Genomic DNA, 24,107 nt, shown 5'->3' with positions numbered 1-24,107 from the left:
CCCGGTTTCCCGGGGAGCCTCTCGACTGCGGTGTTCAGATTACTCGGCCTTTTTGGGCTCTTCCGGCCTCGTTTGGGGCTTGAAGTCCACGCCCGCTTCCTTGCGCTGCTGCGCCGTGATTGGCGCGGGTGCCTGCGTCAGCGGGTCGTAGCCGTTGCCGGTCTTCGGGAAGGCGATGACGTCGCGGATGGACTCCACCCCTGCCAGCAGTGCCACCACACGGTCCCAGCCGAACGCGATGCCGCCGTGCGGAGGAGCGCCGAACTTGAAGCCTTCGAGCAGGAAGCCGAACTTAGTCTGGGCATCTGCCTTGTCCAGCCCCATCAGTTCGAAGACCCGCTCCTGGACATCACGCTCGTGGATACGGATGGAGCCGCCACCGATTTCGTTGCCGTTGCAGACAATGTCGTACGCGTAGGACAGGGCCGATTCCGGATCCTTGTCGAACGTGTCCATGAACTCGGGCTTGGGCGAGGTGAAGGCGTGGTGGACGGCCGTCCACTTTCCGGCACCAACAGCCACATCGCCGGACGCCACCGCTGCGGCGGCCGGTTCGAACATGGGGGCGTCAACAACCCAGCAGAAGGCCCAGGCGCCAGCATCGATCAGGCCGGTGCGGTGGCCGATCTCCACGCGGGCAGCACCCAGGAGGGCGCGGGCCGCTGACTTCTCACCGGCGGCGAAGAAGATGCAGTCGCCCGGATTGGCGCCCACGGCGTCGGCGAGGCCTGCACGCTCGGTTTCGTTCAGGTTCTTGGCAACCGGGCCAGCCAGTTCGCCGTCTTCCTTGAAGAGGACGTATGCCAGGCCCTTGTGGCCGCGCTGCTTGGCGAATTCCTGCCAGCCGTCCAGGGTGCGTCGCGGCTGGGAAGCGCCGCCGGGCATCACCACGGCGCCGACATACGGGGCCTTGAAGACGCCGAAGCCGGTGTCCTTGAAGAATTCGGTGAGCTCAGTCAGTTCCACGCCGAAACGGAGATCGGGTTTGTCCGAGCCATAGCGCGCCATCGCATCTGCGTAGGTGATGCGATGGATGGGGGTGGGGATCTCGACGTCGATCAGCTTCCACAGCGCCTTGACTATGTTTTCGCCCAGCGCAATGATGTCGTCCTGGTCGACGAAGCTTGCTTCGATGTCCAGCTGGGTGAATTCGGGCTGGCGGTCGGCGCGGAAGTCCTCGTCGCGGTAGCAGCGCGCGATCTGGTAGTACTTCTCGAAGCCACCCACCTGCAGGAGTTGCTTGAAAAGCTGTGGGGACTGCGGCAGCGCGTACCAGGAACCCGGCGCCAGGCGGGCGGGCACCACAAAGTCGCGGGCGCCTTCCGGCGTCGAACGTGTCAGCGTGGGGGTTTCGATCTCGACAAAACCGTCCTGGTGGAGCAGTTCGCGCGCGATCCGGTTGGCTTCGGAGCGCAGCCGGAGGTTGCGGGCGGGGCCGGGGCGGCGCAGGTCGAGGTAGCGGTGCTTCAGCCGTGCTTCCTCACCGACTTCCACGTGCTCATCGATCTGGAACGGAAGCGGATCGGAGGTGTTGAGGATAACCACCTTGTCCGCGATAACCTCGATGGCGCCGCTGGCAAGGTTGGGGTTTTCGTTGCCCTCGGGGCGCTTGGAGACAGTGCCGGTGATCTGCAGGACGTACTCGTTGCGCAGGCCGTGGAAGACCTCTTCCTCACGGACCACAACCTGGGCCACGCCGGACGCATCGCGCAGATCCACGAATGCAACACCACCGTGATCACGACGACGGCCCACCCAGCCGGCCAGGGTTACGGTTTGTCCAATGTGCTCGGAGCGAAGGGATCCGAGGTCATGTGTGCGCAGCACAGCACGCCTTTCTGAAGACGACAGCAGGAAAACAAAAGATAAAAACTGCATAGGATCGTTCCGGGAACAATCCCGTCTGAGTTTACCCGCTGGAAAGGCCCGCCTACCCCATGTCCGAACACCAGCAGCTGCAACGGAGCCTTGGCGTGTTTGACGCCACGTCCATCGGCCTCGGCTCCATGCTCGGGGCCGGCGTTTTTGTGGTCTTCGCCCCGGCCGCGGGACTGGCCGGACATTTCCTGGTCCTCTCCGTCCTGATCGCGGGTGCCGTGGCCTACTGCAACGCGGTGGCTTCCGCGGAGTTGGCCGCACGGTATCCGGCGAGCGGCGGAACGTACGTATACGGACGCAAACGTTTGGGGGAATGGCCTGGTTTCCTGGCCGGCTGGGGATTTGTCAGCGGGAAGACGGCCTCCTGCGCCGCCATGGCCCTCACCTTCGGCCACTATGTCTCCCCGGGCTACGCAGTGCCGGTGGCCATCGCTGCGGTCGTGGCGCTGACCGCTGTGAACCTGTTTGGGATTACCCGCACAGCGCTGCTGACCAGGATCCTGTTGTGCGTTGTCCTGGCCACGCTGGTGTTTGTTGCCGTTGCCGCGATCGTGGGGCCGCATCCGTCCGGCTTTTCGACAGGCGGGACGGCCGACGGCGGAGCTGCCGCTGGCTTCAGCGGCGTCCTGCCGGCCGCCGGCCTGATGTTCTTCGCCTTCGCCGGCTATGCGCGCATCGCCACCTTGGGCGAGGAAGTCAAGGACCCGGCCAGGACCATTCCGCGCGCGATCCTGGCGGCCCTCGCCGGAGCCTTCGTTATCTACCTGGCGATGGCGCTACTGCTCCAGAACCACTTAACCGAAGGCCGGTTGGCCGCCGCTTCGGCCCCGCTGCTGGACGCAGTGGCTAATTCGCAGCTGGCCGCCGGCGCACCGGTCGTGCAGGCCGGCGCGGCAGCGGCCTGCCTGGGCGCGTTGCTGGCCCTCATCACCGGGGTGGGCCGCACCACCCTGGCCATGGCGCGGGAACGCGATCTGCCGGCGCCCCTGGCACGTGTGGGCGGCAGGCATACGGTGCCGTTCGTGGCAGAACTGGCGGTGGCCGCCGTCGTGATTTTCCTGATCCTGACCACTGACGTGATGACGGTGGTGGGGTTCTCCAGCTTTGGCGTGCTCGTCTACTACGCGGTGACCAACGCCGCGGCGTACACCCTGGAGGAGCATCCGGCCCACGGCCCACGGTGGCTCAATGTGGCTGGCTTCATCAGCTGCCTGCTGCTGGCCTTCACATTGCCGCCCGCCTCAGTGCTGGGGATGGCCGCTGTCCTGGCCGCAGGAGCGGCTGGCCGCTTCGGGGTGCTTCGACTGCGCCGCTAGCCGGCGCCAAACTGCGCCGGTCAGGCCGGCTGGCCGGCTGCTGCCTCGAGTGCTGTTCTGACCTGGACCTTGAGGTCTTCCGACGGCGGCGCCCAGGTTGCGGGATCGGCGTCGGCCTGCTGGCCGGACCGGATGTCCTTGACCTGGTGCTTGCCGTCGTCGTCGGTGAACCAGACGAACGGGATGCCGCGGCGGTCCGCGAATTTGATCTGCTTGCCGAACTTCTCCGCCTTGGCAGCCACTTCCGTGGCAATGCCCCGGCTGCGGAGCTGGGCAGCAACATCCTGCGCCGCATCCCAGCTGTCGTCAGTGCTGAGCGCCACCAGCACGGCGGTGGGGACCGACCGTGAGGCCTTGGCCAGGTCCTGGCTCAGGATGCGCGACACCAGCCGCGTCACACCGATGGAGAGGCCGACGCCTGGGAACTTGCGGTTGCCCTTGCTCGCCAACGCGTCGTAGCGGCCACCGGAGCAGATGGAACCGAGCTGTTCGTGGCCCACCAGGACCGTCTCCACCACCGTGCCGGTGTAGTAGTCCAGGCCGCGGGCGATGCTGAGGTCGGCAATGACCTTGCCAGGCGCGCGCTGAACGGCGGCCGCGATCACCTGTTCCAGTTCATTGAGGCCCTCCTCGAGGAGGTCATTCGACACGCCGAGCGCCCGGACCCGGGCCACAAACGAGGTGTCCTCGGTGCGGATTCCTGCCAGCTTCAGCGCCGCCTGCGCCTGCTCATCGGAGGCACCCAGTTCGGTCCTGAGCAGCTCTGCGACCTTGGTTGCGCCAACCTTTTCCAGCTTGTCGATGCTGCGGAGCACACCGGCGGTGTCGTCAAGGCCAATGCCCCGGTAGAAGCCCTCGGCAAGCTTGCGGTTGTTGATCCGCAGGCGGAAGTCCGGAATCGGCAGGGCGCTCAAGGCTTCCGCGATGACCAGGGCAATCTCCACGTCATAGCGAAACGGCAGCTCCCCGTCGCCCACAACATCGATGTCTGCCTGGGTGAATTCGCGGGCCCGGCCTTCCTGCGGGCGTTCCCCGCGCCAGACTTTCTGGATCTGGTAGCGCCGGAACGGGAACGCGAGGTATCCTGCGTTCTCGACGACGTACCGCGCAAAAGGCACCGTGAGGTCGAAGTGGAGCGCGAGGGCGTTGGGGTCCGATTTGCCGGCCTTCCCCGCGTCGGAGGTATCGGCGTCGTCGTCCTGAAGGCGGCTGAGGCCGTAGACCTCCTTATCAATCTCACCCTTTCGCAAGAGCTGGCCGACGGTTTCCACGGCACGCGTCTCGATGGACGCGAAGCCGTGCAGCTCAAAAACCCTGCGAAGGGTGTCCAACACGTGCAGCTCCACCAGCCGCTCCTCGGGAAGCCACTCGGGGAATCCGGACAGGGAGGCGGTGCGTGCCATGGTGGATGTTCTCCTCTTGATGAAGGGTGCCTGGGACTTTGCCCGGCATTCCACCCGAAACGGGCGGGGAACGGCGGCAGTCCGGCAACTCATGCATAAACTATGTGCGGCAGTCAGTTTATGCGTCATCCGCCGGCATCTCTAATACGGCGGCCGGCAGCGCAGAGGGCGGCCGGCAGACACCCGCGTTCGGATTCAGTATTGACCGGACACGGCCCGACATACAGGAGGACCAGTGGCGGCCAGTTCACGCAGCGCCCGCGAAGCCAAACGGCGCATCCAGCAGATGGAGGCAAAGCGCGAGCTGCGGCGGGACCAGGAAAAACGGCGCAAGCGCGACAACCTCATCGCCGCCGGCGCCGGCACCGCCGCCGTCCTGCTCGCCGTCGTGCTCCAGCTGACTGCCTTTGCCGGCAACCCCACGGAGGACGAATACGCCGCCATTGTGGCCGGCCTGACCAACCCAACGGACTCCCCCGAGCCTTCCGCGCCCGCCACGAACGGCGCCAACATCCCGGCCGCGGACACCGCCGCCGGCAAGGTGTTCACTGGAGAAATGGCACTGAACGGAAACGTGCTCGGCGTCGAAATCGACGGCACCAAGGCACCCCAGGCTGCCGCGGTCTTCAAAGCACTGACGGACGAGGGCTTCTACAACGGCAGCGCGTGCCACCGGCTGACTACGGGTGAAACCTTCGGACTCCTGCAGTGCGGTGGGGCCACCGCTGCCGCCGACCCCGGGTACACCTGGGGACCTCTCGAAAACACTCCGGCAGACAACGCCTACCCTGCCGGCACGATTGCAATAGCCCGCTCCGGCGACAACGCCTACGGCAACGGCAAACAGTTCTTTGTGGTTTACAAAGACACAGTGATTCCCGCCGACTCGGCCGGGGGCTATACGGTGGTGGGCAAGGTGACCTCCGGAATGGAAGCAGTGAACGCCATTGCCGCCGCCGGAATCACCCCCGGCTCCAGCGCATCAGACGGAGCACCTGTGCAACCAGTCACGATAGACTCGGTTTCTCTGAAGTAGGAAGCCAGGCCTTATGGCCGCGGTGCAGTACGTGAGTATTTCCCTCCAAGCGAAAGACTTTTAGCGGTGACAGACAGTCAGAAATCCGACGAAACAACAGCAGACCTGACCGAGGTAGCAGCCCCCGCGGCTGACCAGGCAGGCGCTGTCCAGGCAACCGCCGAGCAGGCCACGGTTGAAACCGAGGCTCCAGCGGACGTGGATCAAGACGGCGTGGCCGCCCCGTTTGAAGGTGACGAGGCCGGCACGGCCCCCGCTGAAGAGCCTGCGGCCGTCGACGACAGCGCGGCTGTTCAGGCTCCCGCTGAGGAAGCCCCGGCACCGGCACCGGCGCCTGCTCCGGCAGCTCGACCCGCTCCGTCACCGGCAGCCTTCGCCGCCCGGCCCAAGCCGGCAGCAGCCGCACCTGTGGCAGCACCGGCACCCGGTGCCTCCGCGACCTCCCTGGCGGAAGCCGCAAAGTGGGGCCGTGTCGAGGGTGACGGCCACGTATTCCTGACGATCGACGGCGATGAGCACCCGGTGGGCCAGTACCCCGGAGTCAGCAACGACGAAGCCCTTGCCTACTTCGCACGGAAGCATGACGACATTGTTGCGCAGGTCCTGCTCCTGGAGCAGCGCATCAGCTCCAAGGCGCCCAGCACGGATATGCAGAAGACCGTCACACACCTGCGCGAGCAGCTCGCGGAGCGGAACATGGTGGGAGACATTCGTTCCACCGAAGCACGGCTGGATGCTGTCTCCGTGCAGATCGCCGAACTCGAAAAGGCAGAGAAGGCGGAACACGACGCCGTTCGCTCCGCCGAGCTCGCGGCCCGTGAGGCCATCGTGGCGGAAGCCGAAGAGATCTCGGGCCAGGATCCTGCACAGATCCAGTGGAAGACCTCCAGCGCCCGGATGAACGATCTTTTTGAAAGCTGGAAAACAGCCCAGAAGGGCGGTATCCGGCTCGGCCGCAGCAACGAGGACGCCTTGTGGAAGCGGTTCCGTGCCGCCCGTACCATCTTCGACCGTCACCGCCGCGCCTACTTCTCCCAGCTGGACAGCACCAACTCGGCCGCCAAATCGGCCAAGGAAAAGCTCATCACCGAAGCCGAGGCCTTGTCTTCGTCCACCGACTGGGGCTTCGCCGCGGGCGAATACCGCCGGCTCATGGATGAGTGGAAAGCCTCACCTCGCGCCAGCCGCAAGGACGACGACGCCCTCTGGGCACGTTTCCGTGCCGCCCAGGACGTGTTCTTCACACACAGGCAGGCTGCCAACGAGGAGATCGACCAGGAATACGCCGCCAACCTCACGGTGAAGGAAGCGCTCCTCATCGAAGCGAACACCATCCTGCCGGTCAAGGACCTGGCCGCTGCCAAAAAGGCGCTTCAGTCTGTCCGCGACCGCTGGGAAGAAGCCGGCAAGGTCCCCCGCGCCGACATGGGACGCATCGAAGCCGGCCTCCGCAAAGTGGAGGACGCTGTCCGCCACGCCGAAGAGGAAAACTGGCAGCGTTCCAACCCCGAGACGAAGGCCCGCACCAACAGCGCCCTGTCCCAGCTGGAAGCAGCCATTTCCGGTCTGCAGGACGATCTCGCCAGGGCCGAAAAAGCCGGCGACCAGCGCAAGATCAAGGGGGCCCGCGAGGCCCTCGAGGCGAGGCAGGCCTGGTTGGACCAGATCCAGCGCTCGGCCAGCGAACTCTCCTAGTCAGTAGTTTGTAGGACGCCTTTCGTTAGGCGGCTCTCGCAGGACCCACAGGCCCGGCCCCGGTTATCCACATAACCGGGACCGGGCCTGTGCGGGTTAAGGACGACGCGGCAAGATGGAGGGATGGCCACTTCCTCACCGCCCCAATACCCTGACCTGTATTCGCCGGGGAAGCCCTTCGCGTGGCCCGAACTCCAGTCGCTGGCAGCGGACGGCGTCCTGGCGCAGTTCCACCAGCACGGATTCACGTTGCCGGACGCTGCCGCGTCTCCCCAGATTCGGGCCAGAACGGTGGCCGGCGCGGTGCCGGCGGCGGTCAGGCAACGCGTGGTGGCCGGGCGGATGACGGCGGCGTGGATCTATGGCTGTGCTGCTGAACCGGACCGCCTCGCGTTACTTGTGGATGCGAAGCGGCGGATTTCGAGCCTCCGCAACACCCGGGGGTGCACGCTCCATGAAGTCCGGCTGGGCCCGTTCGACGTTGTAAGCATGGGCGGGCTGATGGTATCCAGTCCGCTGCGTACCGCCGTGGATATTGCGCTGCACGTCGACGCCCACCGGGCCTTGCCCGCGCTGGCGGGGTTGCTGGCCCGCCCGGAGCAGGACGTGCGGTTGCGCTTGCTGATCCTGGCCATCGAAGCCAGCCCCCGGGTCCCGCATAAACGGGCTGCATTGGAAAAGCTGGCCCTGCTAGCTCCGGCGCTTGTTGCCGGTGGTCCGGTAGACGTCGAACACGCCATCGATGCGCCGCACGGCACTGAGGACGTGGCTGAGGTACTTGGGGTCGCCCATCTCGAAGGCGAACCTGGAGATGGCCACCCTGTCGGTGGAGGTGTTCACGCTGGCCGCCAGAATGTTGACGTGGTTCTCGGACAGGATGCGGGTGACGTCCGAGAGCAGGGACTTCCGGTCCAGCGCCTCAACCTGGATCTCCACCAGGAAAACACTTGACTGGGTGGGTGCCCAGTCCACTTCGACGATCCTGTCGGGCTGGTCCCGGAGATCCGAAATGTTGGTGCAGTCCGTACGGTGCACCGAAACACCGGAACCGCGGGTGACAAAGCCGAGAATCGGGTCCGGCGGAACGGGCGTGCAACAGCGCGCGAGCTTCACCCAGACATCGCCGACGCCGCGCACCACCACGCCCGAATCGGAGAACTTGGTTTTGGCCACCTGCGTAGGGATGCTGACTTCAGTGATGTCGTCGTCGGTGCTCTCGTTGCCGCCCAGGCTTTCAACGAGTTTCTCCATGACCGACTGCGCTGACGTATGGCCGTCGCCTACGCCGGCGTAGAGGCCGGAGATGTCAACGTACTTGAACTCTGCGGCCACCGCCGCCAAAGCCTCGTGCGTCATCAGTCGCTGCAGGGGCAGGTTCTGCTTCCGCATGGCCCGTGTCAGCAGTTCCTTGCCGCGGTCGATTGCTTCTTCGCGCCGTTCCTTGCTGAACCACTGACGGATCTTGTTCCGGGCACGGGCGCTCTTGACGAAGTGCTGCCAATCCTGGCTCGGCCCGGCGCCTTCGGCCTTCGAGGTGAAGATCTCAACCCAGTCGCCGTGGTTCAGCTCGCTGTTCAAGGGAACGAGCTTGCCGTTGACCCGCGCGCCGATGGTGCGGTGACCGACTTCGGTGTGGACCGAGTAGGCAAAATCCACCGGCGTCGATCCGGCAGGCAGGGCCATGACCTCGCCCTTGGGGGTAAAGACAAAGACTTCCCTGGCGTTGATCTCAAACCGCAGCGAGTCCAGGAACTCCCCCGGATCGGAGGTCTCCTGCTGCCAGTCAACCAGGGACCGCAGCCAGCCCATGTCCCCGTCGCGGGGGCTGCCCGGCCCCACTGCGGTACGGTTGGGCTGATCCTTGTACTTCCAATGGGCTGCCACACCGTACTCGGCCCGGCGGTGCATTTCGTGGGTCCTGATTTGGATCTCCACGGGCTTGCCGCCGGGGCCGATCACCGTGGTGTGCAGTGACTGGTACATGTTGAACTTGGGCATGGCGATATAGTCTTTGAAACGCCCCGGCAACGGGTTCCAGCGCGAATGCATGGTGCCCAGGGCGGCGTAGCAGTCCCGGACCGAATCAACGAGCACCCGGACGCCCATGAGGTCGTTGATGTCGTCGAAATCCTTGTCCCGAACGATCATCTTCTGGTAAATCGAGTAATAGTGTTTCGGCCTGCCCGTAATGGTGGCCTTGATCCGGGCGGTACGGAGGTCGTCGGTGATCTGATCCCGGATGACGCCCAGGCTCTTCTCCCGTTCCGGGGTGCGGTCGCCGACCATCCGGACGATTTCTTCATAGACCTTGGGGTAGAGGGCCGCGAAGGACAGATCCTCCAACTCCCACTTGATGGTGTTCATGCCCAGCCGGTGGGCCAGTGGCGCGAATATTTCCAGGGTTTCGCGGGCTTTTCGTGCCGATGACTCCGCGGAAACAAACCGCCAGGTCCGGGCGTTGTGGAGCCTGTCCGCGAGCTTGATCATAAGGACCCGGATGTCCTTGGCCATGGCCACAACCATCTTGCGGACGGTCTCGGACTGCGCGGCCTCACCAAAGCTGACTTTGTCCAGCTTGGTGACGCCGTCCACCAGCATGGCAACCTCAGGACCGAAGTCCTTCTTGAGGTCAGCCAGCGTGTAAGGAGTGTCCTCCACCGTGTCGTGCAGCAGGGCCGCGGCCAACGTGGTTCCGCTAAGGCCCAGCTCAGCGAGGATGGTGGCTACGGCGACGGGGTGGGTGATGTACGGGTCACCGCTCTTGCGCTTCTGCCCGCGGTGGCTCTGCTCGGCCACCTCAAAAGCGCGCTGGATAAGATCAAAGTCTTCTTTGGGGTTGTTCGCGCGGACGGTACGCAGCAGCGGCTCAAGAATGGGCGAATAGGGTGCCGTGCCGCGCCCGGTCAGCCGGGCCAGCCGGGAGCGCGTCCGCTCACGTCGGCCGGGAAATGTAGGGCGTGCGCCCGAATTGTCTACAGGAACACCCGGCGCCGGGCGTGCGGAAGCGGTCAGCCCGGTCTGAATTCCGTGGCCCGGGCTGTTATCCCCGTCTGCCGTTGGCGCCGACGCCGAACGTTCTTCCAATGAAGCACCCCTCACGACTGTTTAATTACCTCAGTCTATTCCCCTGCCAGTTCACTTATGTAACCGGCGCTGAAATGCGAAACGGGCCGGGCGCCGTCGGTATTCCGACGCCGCCCGGCCCGTTGTGGTGCGATGGGTCAGGCCCCTGCGGGCGCAGCCGATCCTTCGGTCTTGGCGTTGTTAGCGGACCTGCGTTGTTCCACGCGTTTCGCCTGCTTCACCAGGTCAGGTTCGTTCTGGCGCAGCCAGGCATACATCGGGGCAGCGATAAATATGGTCGCAGCCGTACCGATCAGGATTCCGACGAACAGTGCCAGCGACAGGTCCCGCAACGTGCCTGCCCCCAAAAGGCCGGCACCGATGAACAGGATGGCGCCGACTGGCAGGATGGCCACCATCATGGTGTTGATGGAACGCACCAGGGTCTGGTTGACGGCGAGGTTGACTTCCTCACCAAAAGTGCGGCGGGTGGACGCATCAATATCAGCGGTGTTTTCACGGATCTTGTCGAAGACCACCACCGTGTCATACAGCGAGTAGCTGAGCACCGTCAGGAACCCGATGATGGCAGACGGCGTTACCTCGAAGTCGCTGAGGGCATACACGCCTGCGGTGACGAACATCGTCACCAGCATTCCAGCCATCGCGGACAGCGACATCTTCCAGGTCCGGAAGTAGAGCGCCATCAGCACCGCGGCCAGCGCCACAAAGACGATCAGGCCGATCAGCGCCTGCTTGGTGACATCCGCACCCCAGGTGGGTCCGATAAAGGTTGAGGTCACCTCGTTGTCAGTGACGCCGTAGGCCGAAGTGAGGCCTTCCTTGATCCTGAGCGTCTCGTCGTCCGTGAGCTTGTCCGTCTGGATCCGCATGGTGGTACCGGCCACATTGGCCACACGCGGAACGCTGCCGGCCACAACGTCTTCCACAACCTGTTCGCCAAGGGCCGAGTCGGTGCTCTGCACGTTGGAGACAGTGAACTCTGATCCGCCGCGGAATTCGATGCCAAGGTTAAACCCGCCCTTGGCAACCGGAATGAGGATTGACAGTGCAACCGCCACCGCCGCGATGATGAACCACAGTTTCTTGGCACTGACGAAGTTGTAGGAGCGCTTCCCGCTGTAGAGCTCGTTGCCGAAATTGGCGAAGCTGCTGGACATTACTTGTTCTCCTTGGCTGCGCTCTTGGAGGAGCTGGTGAGCTGCTCCTGCTTTTCCGCAAGGCGGCGTTCTGCGATGGTCATGCGTCGTTCAGCCTCGGCGGCCGCTCCGGTGTTCTTGGCCCGGACTACAGAAGGCTTGGCCTCAGGCGTGCGCAGGCGGCCGGCGCCACGGTAGAGCGGCAAAACACCGAGTCGCTTGGGGTCAAGGCCGGAGAGCCGGTGGCCCTCCCCGAAGAACTTGGTGCGCGCCAGGAGCTGCAGGGTGGGGTGCGTGAACATAAAGACCACGATGAGGTCGGCAATGGCCGTCAGACCCAGCGTGAATGCGAACCCGCGGACGTTGCCGACAGCCACGAAGTAAAGCACCAGCGCGGCCAGCAGGTTCACGGCCTTGGATGCCAGGACAGTGCGCTTGGCCCGCTTCCAGCCGTTCTCCACCGCGGAGACAAGTCCACGGCCTTCGCGGAGTTCATCGCGGATACGTTCAAAGTAAACGATGAACGAGTCTGCCGTCTGGCCGATGGCGACGATGAGGCCGGCCACACCGGCGAGGGAAAGCCGGTAGTTTTCAGTCCATCCCAAGATGGCAATGGCCAGATAGGTGAGGGCGCCGGCCACCACCAGCGATGCAATGGTCACCAGGCCCAGGGCCCGGTACTGGAAGAGTGAGTAGACCACCACGAGGAGCAACCCGATGATGCCCGCGAGGAGGCCCATGCGTAGCTGTTCGGCACCCAGAGTTGCGGAGATCTGCTGGTCGCTCTGGATTTCGAAGCTGATCGGAAGCGCGCCGAAGCGGAGCTGGTCCGAGAGCGCCTTGGCTGACTTTTCAGTGAACCCGCCGGTGATCTGCGGACGACCGTCAGTGATGACGGCCTGCGAACGCGGGGCCGAAATGACCTGGTCGTCCAGAACGATGGCGAACTGCGACTTGGGGTCGCTGCCGGTCTCGCCGCCTGCTGCGACGTAGAACTGGTTCAGCCGTTCGGTGACCGTCTTGAACTTGGCGGTGCCTTCGTTGTCGAACTGGATATTGACGGCCCAGTCGTTCGTCACAGCGCCCTGGGCACCCTGTTGCAGCTGGAAGGAAGACGTGACAATATTGCCGCCCTTGACCTCCACCGGCCCCAGGATGTATTTAATGGCAGGTCTGGTGTCCGTTGCCGGTTCACAGGTGACGAGGGGCCTCGCGGGATCGGAGGCTTCGGGGCTCTCCGGCGCAGGATTGTTGCAGTCCATGGTTTCAAACTGGCGGTAGATGTCCGCGGTGATCCAGTTGATGTCGCTGCCGTTGGCGGGTTCCGCCGTGGGCTTCGGAAGCTGGTCTTCGGGGGTCAGGGATTCCGTGGGAACGGGCGCGCCGTCTCCGTTGAGCAGTACGGGGCGGAAGTTCATGTCCGCGGAGGCCTGGATCAGGTCGCGGGTTTCCTTCGTAGGTGTGCCCGGAAGGCTCACCACGACGTTGCGGCCGGACTGCGTGCTGATTTCCGCTTCGGCAACACCTGAACCATCCACGCGCTGGCGGATGATGGCTACGGCCTGGTTGAGCTGCTCTTCATTGATGTCCGAACCGCCCTCAACCTTGGGCGCCAGGATCATCTGGGTGCCACCCTCGAGGTCCAGTGCCAGCTTGGGTGCCCAGCTCGCCTGTCCGGCAAGGGTGCCGCCGGCCAGGACGGCGGTCAGCACGGCGAGGACTACACCGAGCCACACCAGTACCCTCAGGCCTGAGTTGTTGGGGCCAGTTCGTGCCATTGTGAATCTTTCTCTTATTTACGGAGGAACCACCGGCGGGAGCTATCAGTCCCACCGGCGGTTGTCCCCAGCCGTAGAGGTGTTGTAACGCGGGCTGCCGTGCGGCGAGGACTAGATGTCCTTCTTGCCCTCGTCGTTAAGGCGCTTCAGGGTCTCATCCGGAGTTTCGGCGGACACAGCCGGGGTACCGGCTTCTTCGCTGGTCAGGGATGATTCGCTGGTCAGCGACGAAGCGTCATCCGGGACGGCCGGAGCATCTGCTTCGACAGCCGGTTCCACAATCTTGGTCACGGCCTGGCGGTGCACGGTGGCCAGGTTCCCGGGCGAGAGTTCCAGGACAACCTTGTTCTCGGCGTCGTCCATGGAGACAATCCGGCCGAAGAGTCCGAAGCTCGTCATGACCTCGACACCGGGCTCGAACCGGGACTGCAGCGTTGCCTGCTGTTCCTTGGTCTTCTTGTTGCGGCGGAACATCATGAAGATAAAGATTCCGAGCATTGCGAACAAGACGATGTTCATTGGATCCACAGGGAAGATTCCGTTCTGTACTGGCGTATCGGGTGTTTGGCAGCGTCCGCGTCGTTCCCCATTGCAGAAAATCGCGCCTGGCAGGCAACGGCTCCTCGGAGCCGCCGCGGGAACACAGACCCGAACGTGCCGGGTGTCATACCAGTCTAAAGGGAAAAGCTGGGAGGACAGTGCTATTGACCGTTCGGCGCCCAATCGGCCGCGGACTCGGCGCTGTCCGGGTCCGGTTCGAACAAATCCAGCGGCTCCTGCCCGAAAACACCGGCCGGTATGGCAAAGCCCAAGTGGGTCCAGGCCGGAGCCATGGCAATGCGGCCCCGGGGCGTCCGACCCAGCAAGCCTTCGCGCACAAGGAACGGTTCCGCCACCGTTTCAACGGTCTCGGTCTCCTCCCCCACCGCAATGGCCAGGGTGGAAAGTCCCACGGGTCCGCCGCCGAACTTCGTAATGAGTGCTTCCAGGACGGCCCGGTCCAGCCGGTCCAGGCCCCGCTTGTCCACTTCGTACATGTCCAGGGCCGCAGAAGCAGCGCGGGCGTCAATCTGCTCAATCCCATGCACAAGAGCCCAGTCCCGGACGCGGCGGAGCAGGCGGTTGGCAATACGCGGGGTACCGCGGGACCGGCCGGCTATCTCGCTGAAACCCGCGGAGTTGACCTTGAGGTCCAGCAGGCCGGCGGAGCGCCTGAGCACCAGTTCCAGCTCGGCCACGCTGTAAAACTCCAGGTGCCCGGTGAACCCGAACCTGTCCCTGAGCGGGCCGGGCAGCAGACCGGCGCGTGTGGTGGCACCTACCAGAGTGAAAGGCGGAAGCTCCAACGGGATAGCGGTGGCCCCGGCGCCCTTGCCCACCACGATGTCCACACGGAAATCCTCCATGGCCATGTAGAGCATTTCCTCTGCCGGCCGTGACATCCGGTGGATCTCGTCCAGGAAGAGGACCTCCCCTTCGGAAAGCGAGGAAAGGATGGCGGCGAGGTCCCCGGCGTGCTGGATGGCCGGACCGCTGCTGATCCGCAGAGGCGCGTTCATTTCAGCAGCCACGATCATGGCCAGTGTGGTTTTGCCCAGGCCGGGAGGGCCGGAAAACAGTACGTGGTCCGCGCTGCGTCCCCGCATCCGGGAGGCCTGCAGGACCAGGGAGAGTTGCCTGCGGACCCGGTGCTGGCCCACGAAGTCATCCAGGTTCTTCGGCCGGAGGGCAGCTTCGATCACCCGTTCCTCGGGTTCCTCCCCGGCCGCCACCACCGAAGGCTCAGCCACGGCTGCCTACGCGGTTGCCGGCCCGCGCGCCGTCCTGGCCCAGCCAGCGCAGTGTGGTCCGAAGGATTTCGGCCACATTGCCACGGAATTCAACCTCGGGATCGTCCGCAAGGGCCTTCTCGATGCTGGCTGCGGCATCTTTTTCCGACCAGCCGAGGCTGGTCATGGCCGCCACCACCTGGGGCTTCCAGGCCGCTTCGGCCGGAGTGGACACACCGGCGACACCAGCCGTACCGTGCGGCACCAGCTTGCCGGCCAGTTCCAGCACGATCCGCCCGGCCACCTTGGGACCGATGCCTGGCACCTTCGTGAACGTTTTGCTGTCCCCCGTGTGGGCAGCAACCCGGATCGCTTCAGGCTCGTGCACGGCGAGCACCGCCAGTGCGAGCCGCGGGCCCACGCCGCTCACACTCAGCAGGACGTCAAAGACTTCGCGTTCGTCGTCGGAGGCAAAACCGAACAGGGTAAGCGAATCCTCGCGCACGATCAGCGAGGTGAAGAGCTTGCCTTCCTCGCCGGTGCGGAGGCGGCTGAGGGTCTGCGGTGTGGCGTTGACACTCATACCGGCACCGTTCAGGTCGATTACGGCAGAGGAAAGGCCAACGTGCGCTACTGTCCCGCGAAGGAAACTGATCAAAGCCGGGCTCCTGGTGTACTGCCGGACCCCTGGGAGCAGGACCGGCTATCCGAACATATCTACGAATACCCTAGCAAGCGCCGCAGACATTCAGCGCCCACGGCGCGCTTTCGCCTCGGCGTCGGCCCAGGCGCGCTGGGCCGGCGTCAGCGCCAGGCTGCCGGGGCCGGTGGTGGCCACGGCGGCGCCGCTGCCGGCCCGCCAGGCGTGGGTGATGGCAAGTGCCAGGGCATCTGCGGCGTCCGCCGGCCGCGGCGGCGCGTCCAGCCGGAGGATTTTCGTGACAAGTTTGGTCACGGCTTCCTTGTTGGAGGTGCCGCTGCCGGTCACGGCTGCTTTCACTTCCGACGGCGTGTGCAGAGCCACCGGGATCCCGCGCCGGGCCGCGGCGGCAATCACCACACCGGAGGCCTGCGCGACGCCCATCACCGTGCTGACGTTGAGCTGGGAAAAAACGCGTTCGACGGCGAGCACGTGGGGTTCGTAGCGGTCCAGCCACTCGTCGATGGCCAACGCAATCACCAGCAGGCGCTGGTCCAGGGTCTCCTCGGGAGAGGTACCCACCACCCCTACGGCCACCATCGTGGCCCGCCGGTTCCGTTCGACGTCGACAACGCCGATGCCGCAGCGGGTGAGGCCCGGGTCAACGCCCAATACGCGCAGGGTCACCCTGGGACATCCGCCCTAGGCCACAAAGCGGAAGGTCACTCAGCTTCCAGGGCGGCCTGGACTTCGTCGCTGAGGTCGGCGTTGCTGTAGACGTTCTGGACGTCGTCGAGTTCTTCCAGGGCGTCAACCAGCTTCATGAACTTCTTGGCGGCGTCGAGGTCCAGCGGAACCTGCATGGACGGCACAAACTCGGCTTCGTCGGTCTCGTACTCCATGCCGGCCTCCTTGAGGGCATCCCGGATGGCCTGGAGGTCGGTCGGCTCGGAGTGGATCTCGAAGCTGTCGCCGTTGTCCTTGACTTCTTCGGCTCCGGCGTCGAGGACGGCCATCAGGACGTCGTCCTCACTCAGGCCGTTCTTCGGCATCGAAACGACGCCTTTGCGGCTGAAGAGGTAGCTCACCGAACCCGGGTCGGCGATGGTGCCGCCGTTGCGGGAAATGGCCAGGCGGACCTCGGAAGCTGCGCGGTTCTTGTTGTCCGTCAGGCACTCGATCAGCAGCGCCGAACCCTGCGGGCCGCGGCATTCGTACATGATCTCCGTGTAGTCAACCACTTCACCGGTGAGGCCGGCGCCTCGCTTGATGGCGCGGTCGATGTTGTCGGCGGGCACCGACGTCTTCTTGGCCTTGGTGACGGCGAGTTCCAGGCCCGGGTTGCCGGCGAGGTCCGGTCCGCCCATACGTGCCGCGACTTCAATGTTCTTGATCAGTTTGGCGAACGATTTTGCGCGGCGGCTATCGAGGATGGCCTTCTTGTGCTTGGTCGTTGCCCATTTGGAGTGTCCTGACATGCTTACGCGTCTCCTCTGATCATGCGGATAAAAAGTTCATGTACGCGTTTCTCCCCAGTCACTTCCGGGTGGAAGGAGGTGGCCAACAGGTGGCCGGAACGCACTGCGACAATTCTAGCTGTCCCCGGCAGGCTGGCCACATGGGAGGCGTGCTCCGGGTCAGCAGGCTCAACCTGCGCCAGGATCTGCACGCCGGCTCCGACGCGTTCCACCCAAGGGCCGCGGATGAACACAGCATGCACTGGGGCAACGCCGGATTCCGTGGCGCTGAAGTCCAGGCCCTTGAAGTCCAGGTCCGTTTCGAACGACTCGCGCTGGCGGCCGAAGGCGTTGCGCCGCACCGTGATGTCCAGGCCGCCGAAGGTCTGCTGCGGGTTGCCGGCCAGGTCCGTGGCCGGATCGGCGATCCGATCGGCGAGGAGGATCATGCCGGCGCAGGAACCGTAGACCGGCAGTCCGTCGCGGATCCGGTCCTTCAACGGTCCGGCCAGCTCAAAGGCGCGGGCCAGCTTGTCGATGGCTGTTGATTCGCCGCCGGGAATGATGAGGCCGTCCAGGCCATCCAGTTCCGAAGGCCTGCGGATTCCGACGCCGGCGGCACCGGCAGCTTCCACGGCCCGGAGGTGCTCGCGGAAGTCGCCTTGGAGCGCCAGGACGCCGATCCGCAGGCCCGAGCCCACGCGTGCAGAAGCAGCCGAAAGGGGGTTTGTCATCCAATCAGCATAATGTGCGCGGCTCCCTGGGCATCGCCGGAAGCGCTTCCCGGGAAGGGTTCCATGCCGTGGCTGGGATATATTACAGAGCATGCTTTACATCAGTGTTCCGCTCGGCAAGCTCGTCCGCCGGGTCTCCCGGCTCAGGGGCGGCGGGTCCGCCCTGCCCGGGCTGGTGGTCGAGAAAATCGATCCCGGCTTTATGCAGCGGACGCTCGCCACGCTTCCCCACGGCGTTGCCGTGGTGAGCGGAACCAACGGCAAGACCACCACCACAAAAATGGTGGTGGAACTGCTGGAGAGCCAGGGCCTGAAGGTCTTCACCAACCGCACCGGCAGCAATTTCACCCGTGGTGTGGCGGCTGCCCTGCTGGGCGAAGTGGACTGGCGCGGCAGGCTCACCGCCGACGTCGCCGTCCTGGAACTCGACGAAGCCCACGCCGTGCATTTTGTGAACCGTGTTCCACCCCGGTACAGCCTCCTGCTCAACGTCCTGCGTGACCAGCTGGACCGGTTCGGCGAGATCGACAAGACGGCCCAGCTGCTGCAGCACATCGCCGACAAAACCTCCGGAACAGTGGTCCTCAACCGGGAAGATCCCCGGGTGGCCCGCATCGCGGACACCCTCACGGGCCAGGACGTCCAGTACTTCGGCCTGGACGATTCCCTCCTCAGCACCTTTCCCAACGACGACGACATGCGGGCAGCGCCCGGCAGTTCCGCCCCCACGGTGCTCCCCCACAAGCCGCCCGCCGACGTCGTACTCCGCAAAGTGGGGCCGGACACTGCCGATTTTGAGTACGACGGCGTCACGGTCACCACCGCGATGAAGCTCCGCGGCGTCTACAACATCTTTAATGCGGCCGCGGCGCTGACCCTGGCCCGCAGTATCTGTGGCGGGGGTGCCGCCACAGCCGACCACGCCACCCTGCTCACCGCACTGTCCCAGGTGGAACCGGCGTTTGGCCGCGGCGAAAGCCTCACGGTGGACGGCCAGCCACTGGACCTCGTGCTCGTCAAGAACCCCAGCGGTTTCCGGCTCGGACTGAAGTCCTTCCCCGCGGCCGGCTACGCCACCATGATCGCCATCAATGACAACTACGCCGACGGCCGGGACATGTCCTGGCTGTGGGACGTGGAATTCGATTCGCTCCGCGACGGCGGCGTGGACCAGCTGACCGGTTCCCGTGCCTACGACATGGCGCTGCGGCTGCAGTATGACGACGTCCGGATCGGCGGGGTCCAGCCGGAGATCGCGCCCGCACTGGCCGAGTTCATCCGTGAGGCCAAGGGCAAACCGAAGCGGATCTTCTGCACCTACACAGCCATGCTGGCCATCCGCCGCGAGCTGTCCAAAATCACCACAGTGGAGGTGGTCTCATGACCGCTGAATCAACCGGCATCGGGCCGGACGGCGTCGATCAGAATTCCAAGGGCACCATCCGCGTCCTGCAGCTCTACCCGCGGGACATGAACATCTACGGCGACTGGGGCAACGCCCTGGTGATCAAGCAGCGGATCGGCTGGCACGGCTATACCCCGGAGCTGCTGGAGTACAACGTCGGCGACGAATTTCCGGCCGATGTGGACCTCATCGTGGGCGGCGGCGGGCAAGACAGCGGCCAGCTGGTCATTCAGGATGACCTGCACTCACGCGCCGGCGTCCTGACCGGGCTGGCGGAGGACGGCGCGCCCATGCTGGTGATCTGCGGCCTGTATCAGCTGTTCGGACGCTTCTTCAAGACCCGCTTGGGTACGGTCATCCCTGGGATCGGCATCCTGGACGTGGAAACACACGGCACCGACGAACGCCTGATCGGCAACGTCAAGGTGGCCACACCGGAGTTCGGCGAGGTCCTGGGCTACGAGAACCACAGCGGGCAGACCACCCTGGGTGCCGGCGTCCGGCCGCTCGGCACCGTGGCCAAGGGCACCGGCAACAACAGCAGCGACGGCCACGAGGGTGCCCGCTACAAAAATGTGGTGGCCAGCTACCTGCACGGTTCCCTGCTGCCCAAGAACCCTGCCATCGCCGACTTCCTCATCAGTACCGCCGCCGAGCGTAAATACGGCACCTTCACGGCCGGCGCCCCGGACGACCGCTACGCAGTGCTGGCCCGGGAGCATGCGACGCGCCGTCCGCGCTGAGTGGCATTGCGACGGGTAGCACCACGCTGACGGTTTCCCCGGCGAAAGGCCTCAGGGGTCCTTGGTGATCAGCAGTTCGTGCGCTCCCGCAGCAGCCGCGCCCATCGAGTCCACCACGGTGGCGGTCCTCAGCCGGGTAGCGGCGTCGGCCTCGGGAGTCGCGCAGACGCCCTGCGGCGCGTCGGTTGCCACCGAACACCAGCGGTACGGGTCGCGGACAATCACTGAAGGGGCCCAGGCGAGGTCCGATGCCGTCCACTTCCCGGCCGCGTCCTGGCTGAACTGCGCCCGCACCAGCAGGCCCTCGTTGTTCACCACATACCAGGGCGACAGTTCAGTGACGCCGTTGCCCAGCCCGTAAACGATCCAGGTTCCCTTGTAGTTTTCGATGGGCAGCACCGAATGGGTGTGGTGGCCGTAGATCATGGTGAACTGGCCGCTGTCCACCAGGGCATGCGCCACTTCCTGCTGTTGGGCGTTGGCTTCGCTGGCATACTCCTCACCGGCATGCATGGCCCCGAGCACAATGTCCGCACCGAGAGCCCGTGCCTTGACGGCCTTGGCGATCATGGTGGGAGCATCCAGCATGTCCACCTGCCAGTCATATTCAGGGTATTGGCCGTTGAGCCCGTAAGTCCCCTGAATGATGGCGATCTTGGCGGCGTTGGTCTGCAGGATCAGGATTCCCTGCGATTCGGTCTGCGTGCGGTAGGAACCGGTGTGCTTCAGCCCCGCGGCATCCAGTGCATCCAGGGTGCGCAGCACTCCATCCGTGCTCCGGTCGATCGTGTGGTTACTCGCGGTGGTGCACGCCGCGTACCCCACCGCTTTGGACGCTGTAATGATTTGCGGCGGGACGTTGAACGACGGATACGCCGAGAACGGTCCGTCGGGCCCGGCCACAGGGGTTTCCTGATGGCAGATGGCGAGGTCGCTGGCGTGGATGTACTTGCGCTGGCCTTCGAGGAGTGGGGTGAAGTCCAGGCCTGTTTTCCCTGCCGCGGCAGCGTCGTCGCGGGCCTGCTGCCAGAGCTGGGTATGGATCAGCATGTCGCCGGTCACCAGCACGGACGTGCAGCGCAGGGTGGGGCAGACCGGCCCCGCGCCGGAGGTGGGAGTGGGCCTCGGGGTGGGGGTCGCCGTCGGGCTTGGCTGCCTTGTCCCGGCGCCGGTAGTCGCGGCTGCACCGGAGGACGGAGCGGTCTGTTCGGCGACCAGGCCGCATCCAGCCAGCAGGGCAGCGGCCAGGATGCCGGCGGAAACCGCAGCAGTGGAACGAACAGCAACAGCGCGCACCGAAGCAGCGCCCAACGTTTTCCCCATGCGTCATTGTAGGTCTGGCCGTCGGACAAATGCCGCAAAGGCGCGCGTTGAGAAGGATACGGCAGTATGAAAGGTTAGCGAGATGACGAATCCCTTCCTTAGTGCCAGCACCCTGCCTTATGGGTTGCCGCCTTTTGCCCACATCAGAGCATCCGATTACGCCGAGGCCATCGACGCTGGCCTGGCGGAACATCTGATGGAAATCCAGACGGTCGTGGAGAACCCGGCGCCGGCGAACTTCGAGAATACGGCTGTGGCCATGGAAAAGGCCGGCCAACTGCTCGAGCGGGCCACGGCCTCCTTCTTCACCCTCGCCTCAGCCGACGCGACAGACGAGATCCGTGACCTGGAGACCGAACTCTCACCCCGCATTTCGGCCCATCAGGACGAGATCTACCTCCAGCGGGCACTGTTCGACAGGTTCGCGGCGATTGACACCTCCGGGCTTGACCCTGAGTCCGTCCGGCTCGTGGAGGAGTATGTGAAGGAGTTCCGCCAGTCCGGGATCCGGCTCGACAAGCCGGGCCAGGAACGGCTGAAGGAAATCAACGCGGAGCTGTCCACACTGGGCACGGAGTATGGCCAACGGGTCAAGGCGGCCATGAAATCGGCCGCACTGCTGCTGGACACGGCAGAAGAGTTGGCCGGCTTGCCGGCCGACGATGTCGCCAGCGCCGCCGAGGCGGCCCGCGCCGTTGGCCACGACGGAAAATTCCTGCTGACGCTGATCCAGCCCAGCAACCAGCCCGCCCTGGCTGCCCTGGAAAACCGGGACGTCCGCCGTCGGCTGTTTGAGGCCTCCACCGGCCGGGGCAGTGACGGCGGTGGCCTCGACGTCCTGGAACTGGTCAGGTCGACGGCCCGCCTGCGCGCTGAAAAGGCAGCCCTTTTGGGTTTCGCCAACTATGCCGAACTCGTGGTGGACCGCCAGACGGCCCGCGACTTTGAGGCGGTCCGGTCCATGCTGAACAGGCTGGCCCCCGCCGCCGTACTTAATGCCGACGCCGAGGCTGCGGCGCTGGCCGAGGCGGCAGGGCATCCGCTGGAGGCCTGGGACTGGGCGTTTTACTCAGCCAAGGTGCGGCGGGATAAGTACGCAGTGGACGAGCAGGCGCTCCGCCCCTACTTCGAGCTGGACCGCGTTCTCCGGGACGGCGTCTTCTTCGCCGCCACATCCCTGTACGGCATCACCTTCCACGAACGGAAGGACCTCGCAGGTTACCACCCGGACGTCCGCGTCTGGGAAGTGCGGGACCAGGACGGCAGCGGGCTGGGGTTGTTCCTGGGCGACTACTACACCCGCGAATCCAAACGGGGCGGCGCCTGGATGAACTCGCTGGTGGAACAGTCGGGCCTGCTCGGCACCCGGCCCGTGGTGATCAACAACCTCAATATCTCCAAGCCGCCGGCAGGCGAGCCCACCCTACTGACGCTGGACGAGCTGCGCACCACTTTCCACGAGTTCGGACACGCGCTCCACGGCCTGTTATCGGACGTGGCGTATCCCCGGTTCGCCGGGACTGCTGTACCCCGCGACTTTGTGGAGTACCCGTCGCAGGTCAACGAGATGTGGATCCTGTGGCCGGAGGTGCTTGCACATTATGCCCGGCACCACGCCACCGGCGAACCTCTTCCGCAGCAGGTTGTGGACAAGCTGAACGACGCTCGGCTCTGGGGCGAAGGCTTCGGGACGACGGAATACCTCGGCGCTGCCTTGCTGGATCTGGCCTGGCATGTGCTGGACGAAACCGGAATCCCCGATGATGTGCCCGCGTTTGAGGCGAAGTCCCTCGCGGCCGCGGGCGTGGCGCATGCCCTGATCCCGCCGCGTTACCGAACCGGCTATTTCCAGCACATCTTCGCGGGAGACGGCTATGCGGCCGGTTACTACTCGTACATCTGGAGTGAGGTGCTGGACGCCGAAACCGTGGACTGGTTCACCGGGAACGGCGGCATAACGCGCGCCAACGGCGAACGCTTCCGCCAGGAGTTGCTCTCCCGCGGCAACAGCAGGGACCCGCTGGAATCCTTCCACGCACTCCGCGGCCGCAACGCCGAACTCGAACCCCTGCTGAAACGCCGCGGCCTGGGCTAACCACCGACGACGGCGGCGGGCCACCTGCATAAGGTGACCCGCCGCCGTCGTACTGCTTTAGAGCTGTTACCAGCCGCGCTCGGCGAGGCGGTGTGGCTGCGGGATGTCAGCGACGTTGATGCCCACCATGGCCTCGCCGAGGCCGCGGGAGGCCTTGGCGATGACGTCGGGGTCATCGAAGAACGTGGTGGCCTTGACCACGGCAGCGGCACGCTGGGCCGGGTTGCCGGACTTGAAGATACCGGAACCGACAAACACACCGTCAGCGCCGAGCTGCATCATCATCGCAGCGTCGGCCGGGGTGGCAATGCCGCCGGCGGTGAACAGCACCACGGGGAGCTTGCCGGCGGCGGCAACCTCCTTGACCAGTTCATACGGGGCCTGCAGTTCCTTGGCCGCGACGTAGAGCTCGTCCTCGGGCAGCGCGGCGAGCTTGGCGATCTCGGCGCGGATCTGGCGCATGTGCCCGGTCGCGTTGGAAACATCGCCGGTACCGGCCTCACCCTTGGAGCGGATCATGGCCGCGCCCTCGTTGATGCGGCGCAGCGCCTCACCGAGGTTGGTAGCGCCACAGACGAACGGTACCGTGAAGTTCCACTTATCGATGTGGTG

The 24,107-nt window shown here is 65.0% G+C and carries 18 protein-coding genes and 1 pseudogene; 6 read left to right on the top strand and 13 right to left on the bottom strand.

The features are described from left to right. Window positions 1-39: 39 nt before the first annotated feature. Window positions 40-1,827, bottom strand: coding sequence for an aspartate--tRNA ligase (aspS, locus tag DAD99_RS17805; protein ID WP_193342576.1), 1,788 nt, complete (start codon window positions 1,825-1,827; stop codon window positions 40-42). A gap of 110 nt (window positions 1,828-1,937) precedes the next feature. Between aspS and DAD99_RS17800 the strand changes: the two genes are divergently transcribed. Further along, window positions 1,938-3,194 carry an APC family permease gene (locus DAD99_RS17800; RefSeq protein ID WP_193342575.1) on the top strand — a complete coding sequence of 419 codons (1,257 nt, stop codon included), beginning with the start codon at window positions 1,938-1,940 and terminating at the stop codon, window positions 3,192-3,194. Between the two features lie 20 nt (window positions 3,195-3,214). Here DAD99_RS17800 and hisS read toward each other — a convergent pair whose 3' ends face one another. Continuing rightward, window positions 3,215-4,597, bottom strand: coding sequence for a histidine--tRNA ligase (hisS, locus tag DAD99_RS17795; RefSeq protein WP_193342574.1), 1,383 nt, complete (start codon window positions 4,595-4,597; stop codon window positions 3,215-3,217). A 235-nt stretch (window positions 4,598-4,832) separates the two neighbouring features. On the opposite strand from hisS, the gene DAD99_RS17790 reads away from it, so the two are divergent. Together DAD99_RS17790 and DAD99_RS17785 are read left to right on the top strand one after the other, a co-directional pair. Further along, window positions 4,833-5,633, top strand: a complete 801-nt coding sequence (locus DAD99_RS17790) for a peptidylprolyl isomerase (protein ID WP_193342573.1) — start codon at window positions 4,833-4,835, stop codon at window positions 5,631-5,633. Between the two features lie 66 nt (window positions 5,634-5,699). Continuing rightward, window positions 5,700-7,328: a DUF349 domain-containing protein gene (locus DAD99_RS17785; protein WP_193342572.1), complete on the top strand. Its 1,629-nt coding sequence runs from the start codon at window positions 5,700-5,702 to the stop codon at window positions 7,326-7,328. A 690-nt stretch (window positions 7,329-8,018) separates the two neighbouring features. On the opposite strand, the gene DAD99_RS17775 is transcribed toward DAD99_RS17785, so the two are convergent. The 9 genes from DAD99_RS17775 to pdxT form a co-directional block, all read right to left on the bottom strand. Then, window positions 8,019-10,412 carry a bifunctional (p)ppGpp synthetase/guanosine-3',5'-bis(diphosphate) 3'-pyrophosphohydrolase gene (locus DAD99_RS17775; RefSeq protein ID WP_193342571.1) on the bottom strand — a complete coding sequence of 798 codons (2,394 nt, stop codon included), beginning with the start codon at window positions 10,410-10,412 and terminating at the stop codon, window positions 8,019-8,021. 137 nt (window positions 10,413-10,549) lie between these two features. Further along, the gene (secF, locus tag DAD99_RS17770) at window positions 10,550-11,572 is read right to left on the bottom strand and encodes a protein translocase subunit SecF (protein WP_193342570.1); all 1,023 of its coding nucleotides are present in this window, start codon (window positions 11,570-11,572) and stop codon (window positions 10,550-10,552) included. Next, window positions 11,572-13,329 carry a protein translocase subunit SecD gene (gene secD, locus DAD99_RS17765; RefSeq protein ID WP_193342569.1) on the bottom strand — a complete coding sequence of 586 codons (1,758 nt, stop codon included), beginning with the start codon at window positions 13,327-13,329 and terminating at the stop codon, window positions 11,572-11,574. Before secD ends, secF begins: the two co-directional genes overlap by 1 nt. Window positions 13,330-13,440: 111 nt before the next feature. Next, window positions 13,441-13,848, bottom strand: a complete 408-nt coding sequence (gene yajC, locus DAD99_RS17760; protein ID WP_185260673.1) for a preprotein translocase subunit YajC — start codon at window positions 13,846-13,848, stop codon at window positions 13,441-13,443. A gap of 182 nt (window positions 13,849-14,030) precedes the next feature. After that, the gene (gene ruvB / locus DAD99_RS17755; protein ID WP_193342568.1) at window positions 14,031-15,119 is read right to left on the bottom strand and encodes a Holliday junction branch migration DNA helicase RuvB; all 1,089 of its coding nucleotides are present in this window, start codon (window positions 15,117-15,119) and stop codon (window positions 14,031-14,033) included. Next, window positions 15,112-15,756: a Holliday junction branch migration protein RuvA gene (ruvA, locus tag DAD99_RS17750; RefSeq protein ID WP_193342567.1), complete on the bottom strand. Its 645-nt coding sequence runs from the start codon at window positions 15,754-15,756 to the stop codon at window positions 15,112-15,114. The genes ruvB and ruvA overlap by 8 nt, the downstream gene beginning before the upstream one ends. Before the next feature lie 90 nt (window positions 15,757-15,846). Further along, window positions 15,847-16,425, bottom strand: coding sequence for a crossover junction endodeoxyribonuclease RuvC (ruvC, locus tag DAD99_RS17745; protein WP_193342566.1), 579 nt, complete (start codon window positions 16,423-16,425; stop codon window positions 15,847-15,849). Window positions 16,426-16,460: 35 nt separating this feature from the next. Further along, entirely contained in the window at window positions 16,461-17,216 is a 756-nt protein-coding gene (locus DAD99_RS17740) for a YebC/PmpR family DNA-binding transcriptional regulator (RefSeq protein ID WP_160671298.1), read from the bottom strand. 2 nt (window positions 17,217-17,218) lie between these two features. After that, complete coding sequence (gene pdxT, locus DAD99_RS17735) at window positions 17,219-17,929, bottom strand: pyridoxal 5'-phosphate synthase glutaminase subunit PdxT (protein ID WP_193342565.1); 711 nt, start codon at window positions 17,927-17,929, stop codon at window positions 17,219-17,221. A 91-nt stretch (window positions 17,930-18,020) separates the two neighbouring features. On the opposite strand from pdxT, the gene DAD99_RS17730 reads away from it, so the two are divergent. Then, window positions 18,021-19,313 (top strand): Mur ligase family protein, encoded by a 1,293-nt coding sequence (locus DAD99_RS17730; RefSeq protein ID WP_193342564.1) that lies wholly within the window; start codon window positions 18,021-18,023, stop codon window positions 19,311-19,313. Next, window positions 19,310-20,077 carry a type 1 glutamine amidotransferase gene (locus DAD99_RS17725; protein WP_193342563.1) on the top strand — a complete coding sequence of 256 codons (768 nt, stop codon included), beginning with the start codon at window positions 19,310-19,312 and terminating at the stop codon, window positions 20,075-20,077. Before DAD99_RS17730 ends, DAD99_RS17725 begins: the two co-directional genes overlap by 4 nt. Window positions 20,078-20,128: 51 nt before the next feature. On the opposite strand, the gene DAD99_RS17720 is transcribed toward DAD99_RS17725, so the two are convergent. Then, complete coding sequence (locus DAD99_RS17720) at window positions 20,129-21,400, bottom strand: CapA family protein (protein WP_193342562.1); 1,272 nt, start codon at window positions 21,398-21,400, stop codon at window positions 20,129-20,131. 82 nt (window positions 21,401-21,482) lie between these two features. Here DAD99_RS17720 and DAD99_RS17715 point away from each other — a divergent pair, with 82 nt between their 5' ends. Further along, window positions 21,483-23,495, top strand: coding sequence for a M3 family metallopeptidase (locus tag DAD99_RS17715; RefSeq protein WP_193342561.1), 2,013 nt, complete (start codon window positions 21,483-21,485; stop codon window positions 23,493-23,495). Window positions 23,496-23,561: 66 nt separating this feature from the next. On the opposite strand, the pseudogene DAD99_RS17710 reads toward DAD99_RS17715, so the two are convergent. Then, a pseudogene (locus DAD99_RS17710) lies at window positions 23,562-24,107 on the bottom strand (pyridoxal 5'-phosphate synthase lyase subunit PdxS); the annotation flags it as partial.

This window comes from Pseudarthrobacter sp. AB1 (assembly GCF_014926485.1).
Taxonomy (GTDB): Bacteria; Actinomycetota; Actinomycetes; order Actinomycetales; family Micrococcaceae; genus Arthrobacter.
Note: the sequence above shows the minus strand (reverse complement) of the source record. Positions and strands in the feature narration are given on the sequence as shown.

Bases quoted from the DNA above. Each gene is read 5' to 3' on its own strand.
- DAD99_RS17800 (WP_193342575.1), top strand. From the start codon at position 1,938: ATGTCCGAACACCAGCAGCTGCAACGGAGCCTTGGCGTGTTTGACGCC.
- hisS (WP_193342574.1), bottom strand. From the start codon at position 4,597: ATGGCACGCACCGCCTCCCTGTCCGGATTCCCCGAGTGGCTTCCCGAG.
- secF (WP_193342570.1), bottom strand. From the start codon at position 11,572: ATGTCCAGCAGCTTCGCCAATTTCGGCAACGAGCTCTACAGCGGGAAG.
- secD (WP_193342569.1), bottom strand. From the start codon at position 13,329: ATGGCACGAACTGGCCCCAACAACTCAGGCCTGAGGGTACTGGTGTGG.
- yajC (WP_185260673.1), bottom strand. From the start codon at position 13,848: ATGAACATCGTCTTGTTCGCAATGCTCGGAATCTTTATCTTCATGATG.
- DAD99_RS17740 (WP_160671298.1), bottom strand. From the start codon at position 17,216: ATGTCAGGACACTCCAAATGGGCAACGACCAAGCACAAGAAGGCCATC.
- pdxT (WP_193342565.1), bottom strand. From the start codon at position 17,929: ATGACAAACCCCCTTTCGGCTGCTTCTGCACGCGTGGGCTCGGGCCTG.
- DAD99_RS17730 (WP_193342564.1), top strand. From the start codon at position 18,021: ATGCTTTACATCAGTGTTCCGCTCGGCAAGCTCGTCCGCCGGGTCTCC.
- DAD99_RS17725 (WP_193342563.1), top strand. From the start codon at position 19,310: ATGACCGCTGAATCAACCGGCATCGGGCCGGACGGCGTCGATCAGAAT.
- DAD99_RS17720 (WP_193342562.1), bottom strand. From the start codon at position 21,400: ATGGGGAAAACGTTGGGCGCTGCTTCGGTGCGCGCTGTTGCTGTTCGT.
- DAD99_RS17715 (WP_193342561.1), top strand. From the start codon at position 21,483: ATGACGAATCCCTTCCTTAGTGCCAGCACCCTGCCTTATGGGTTGCCG.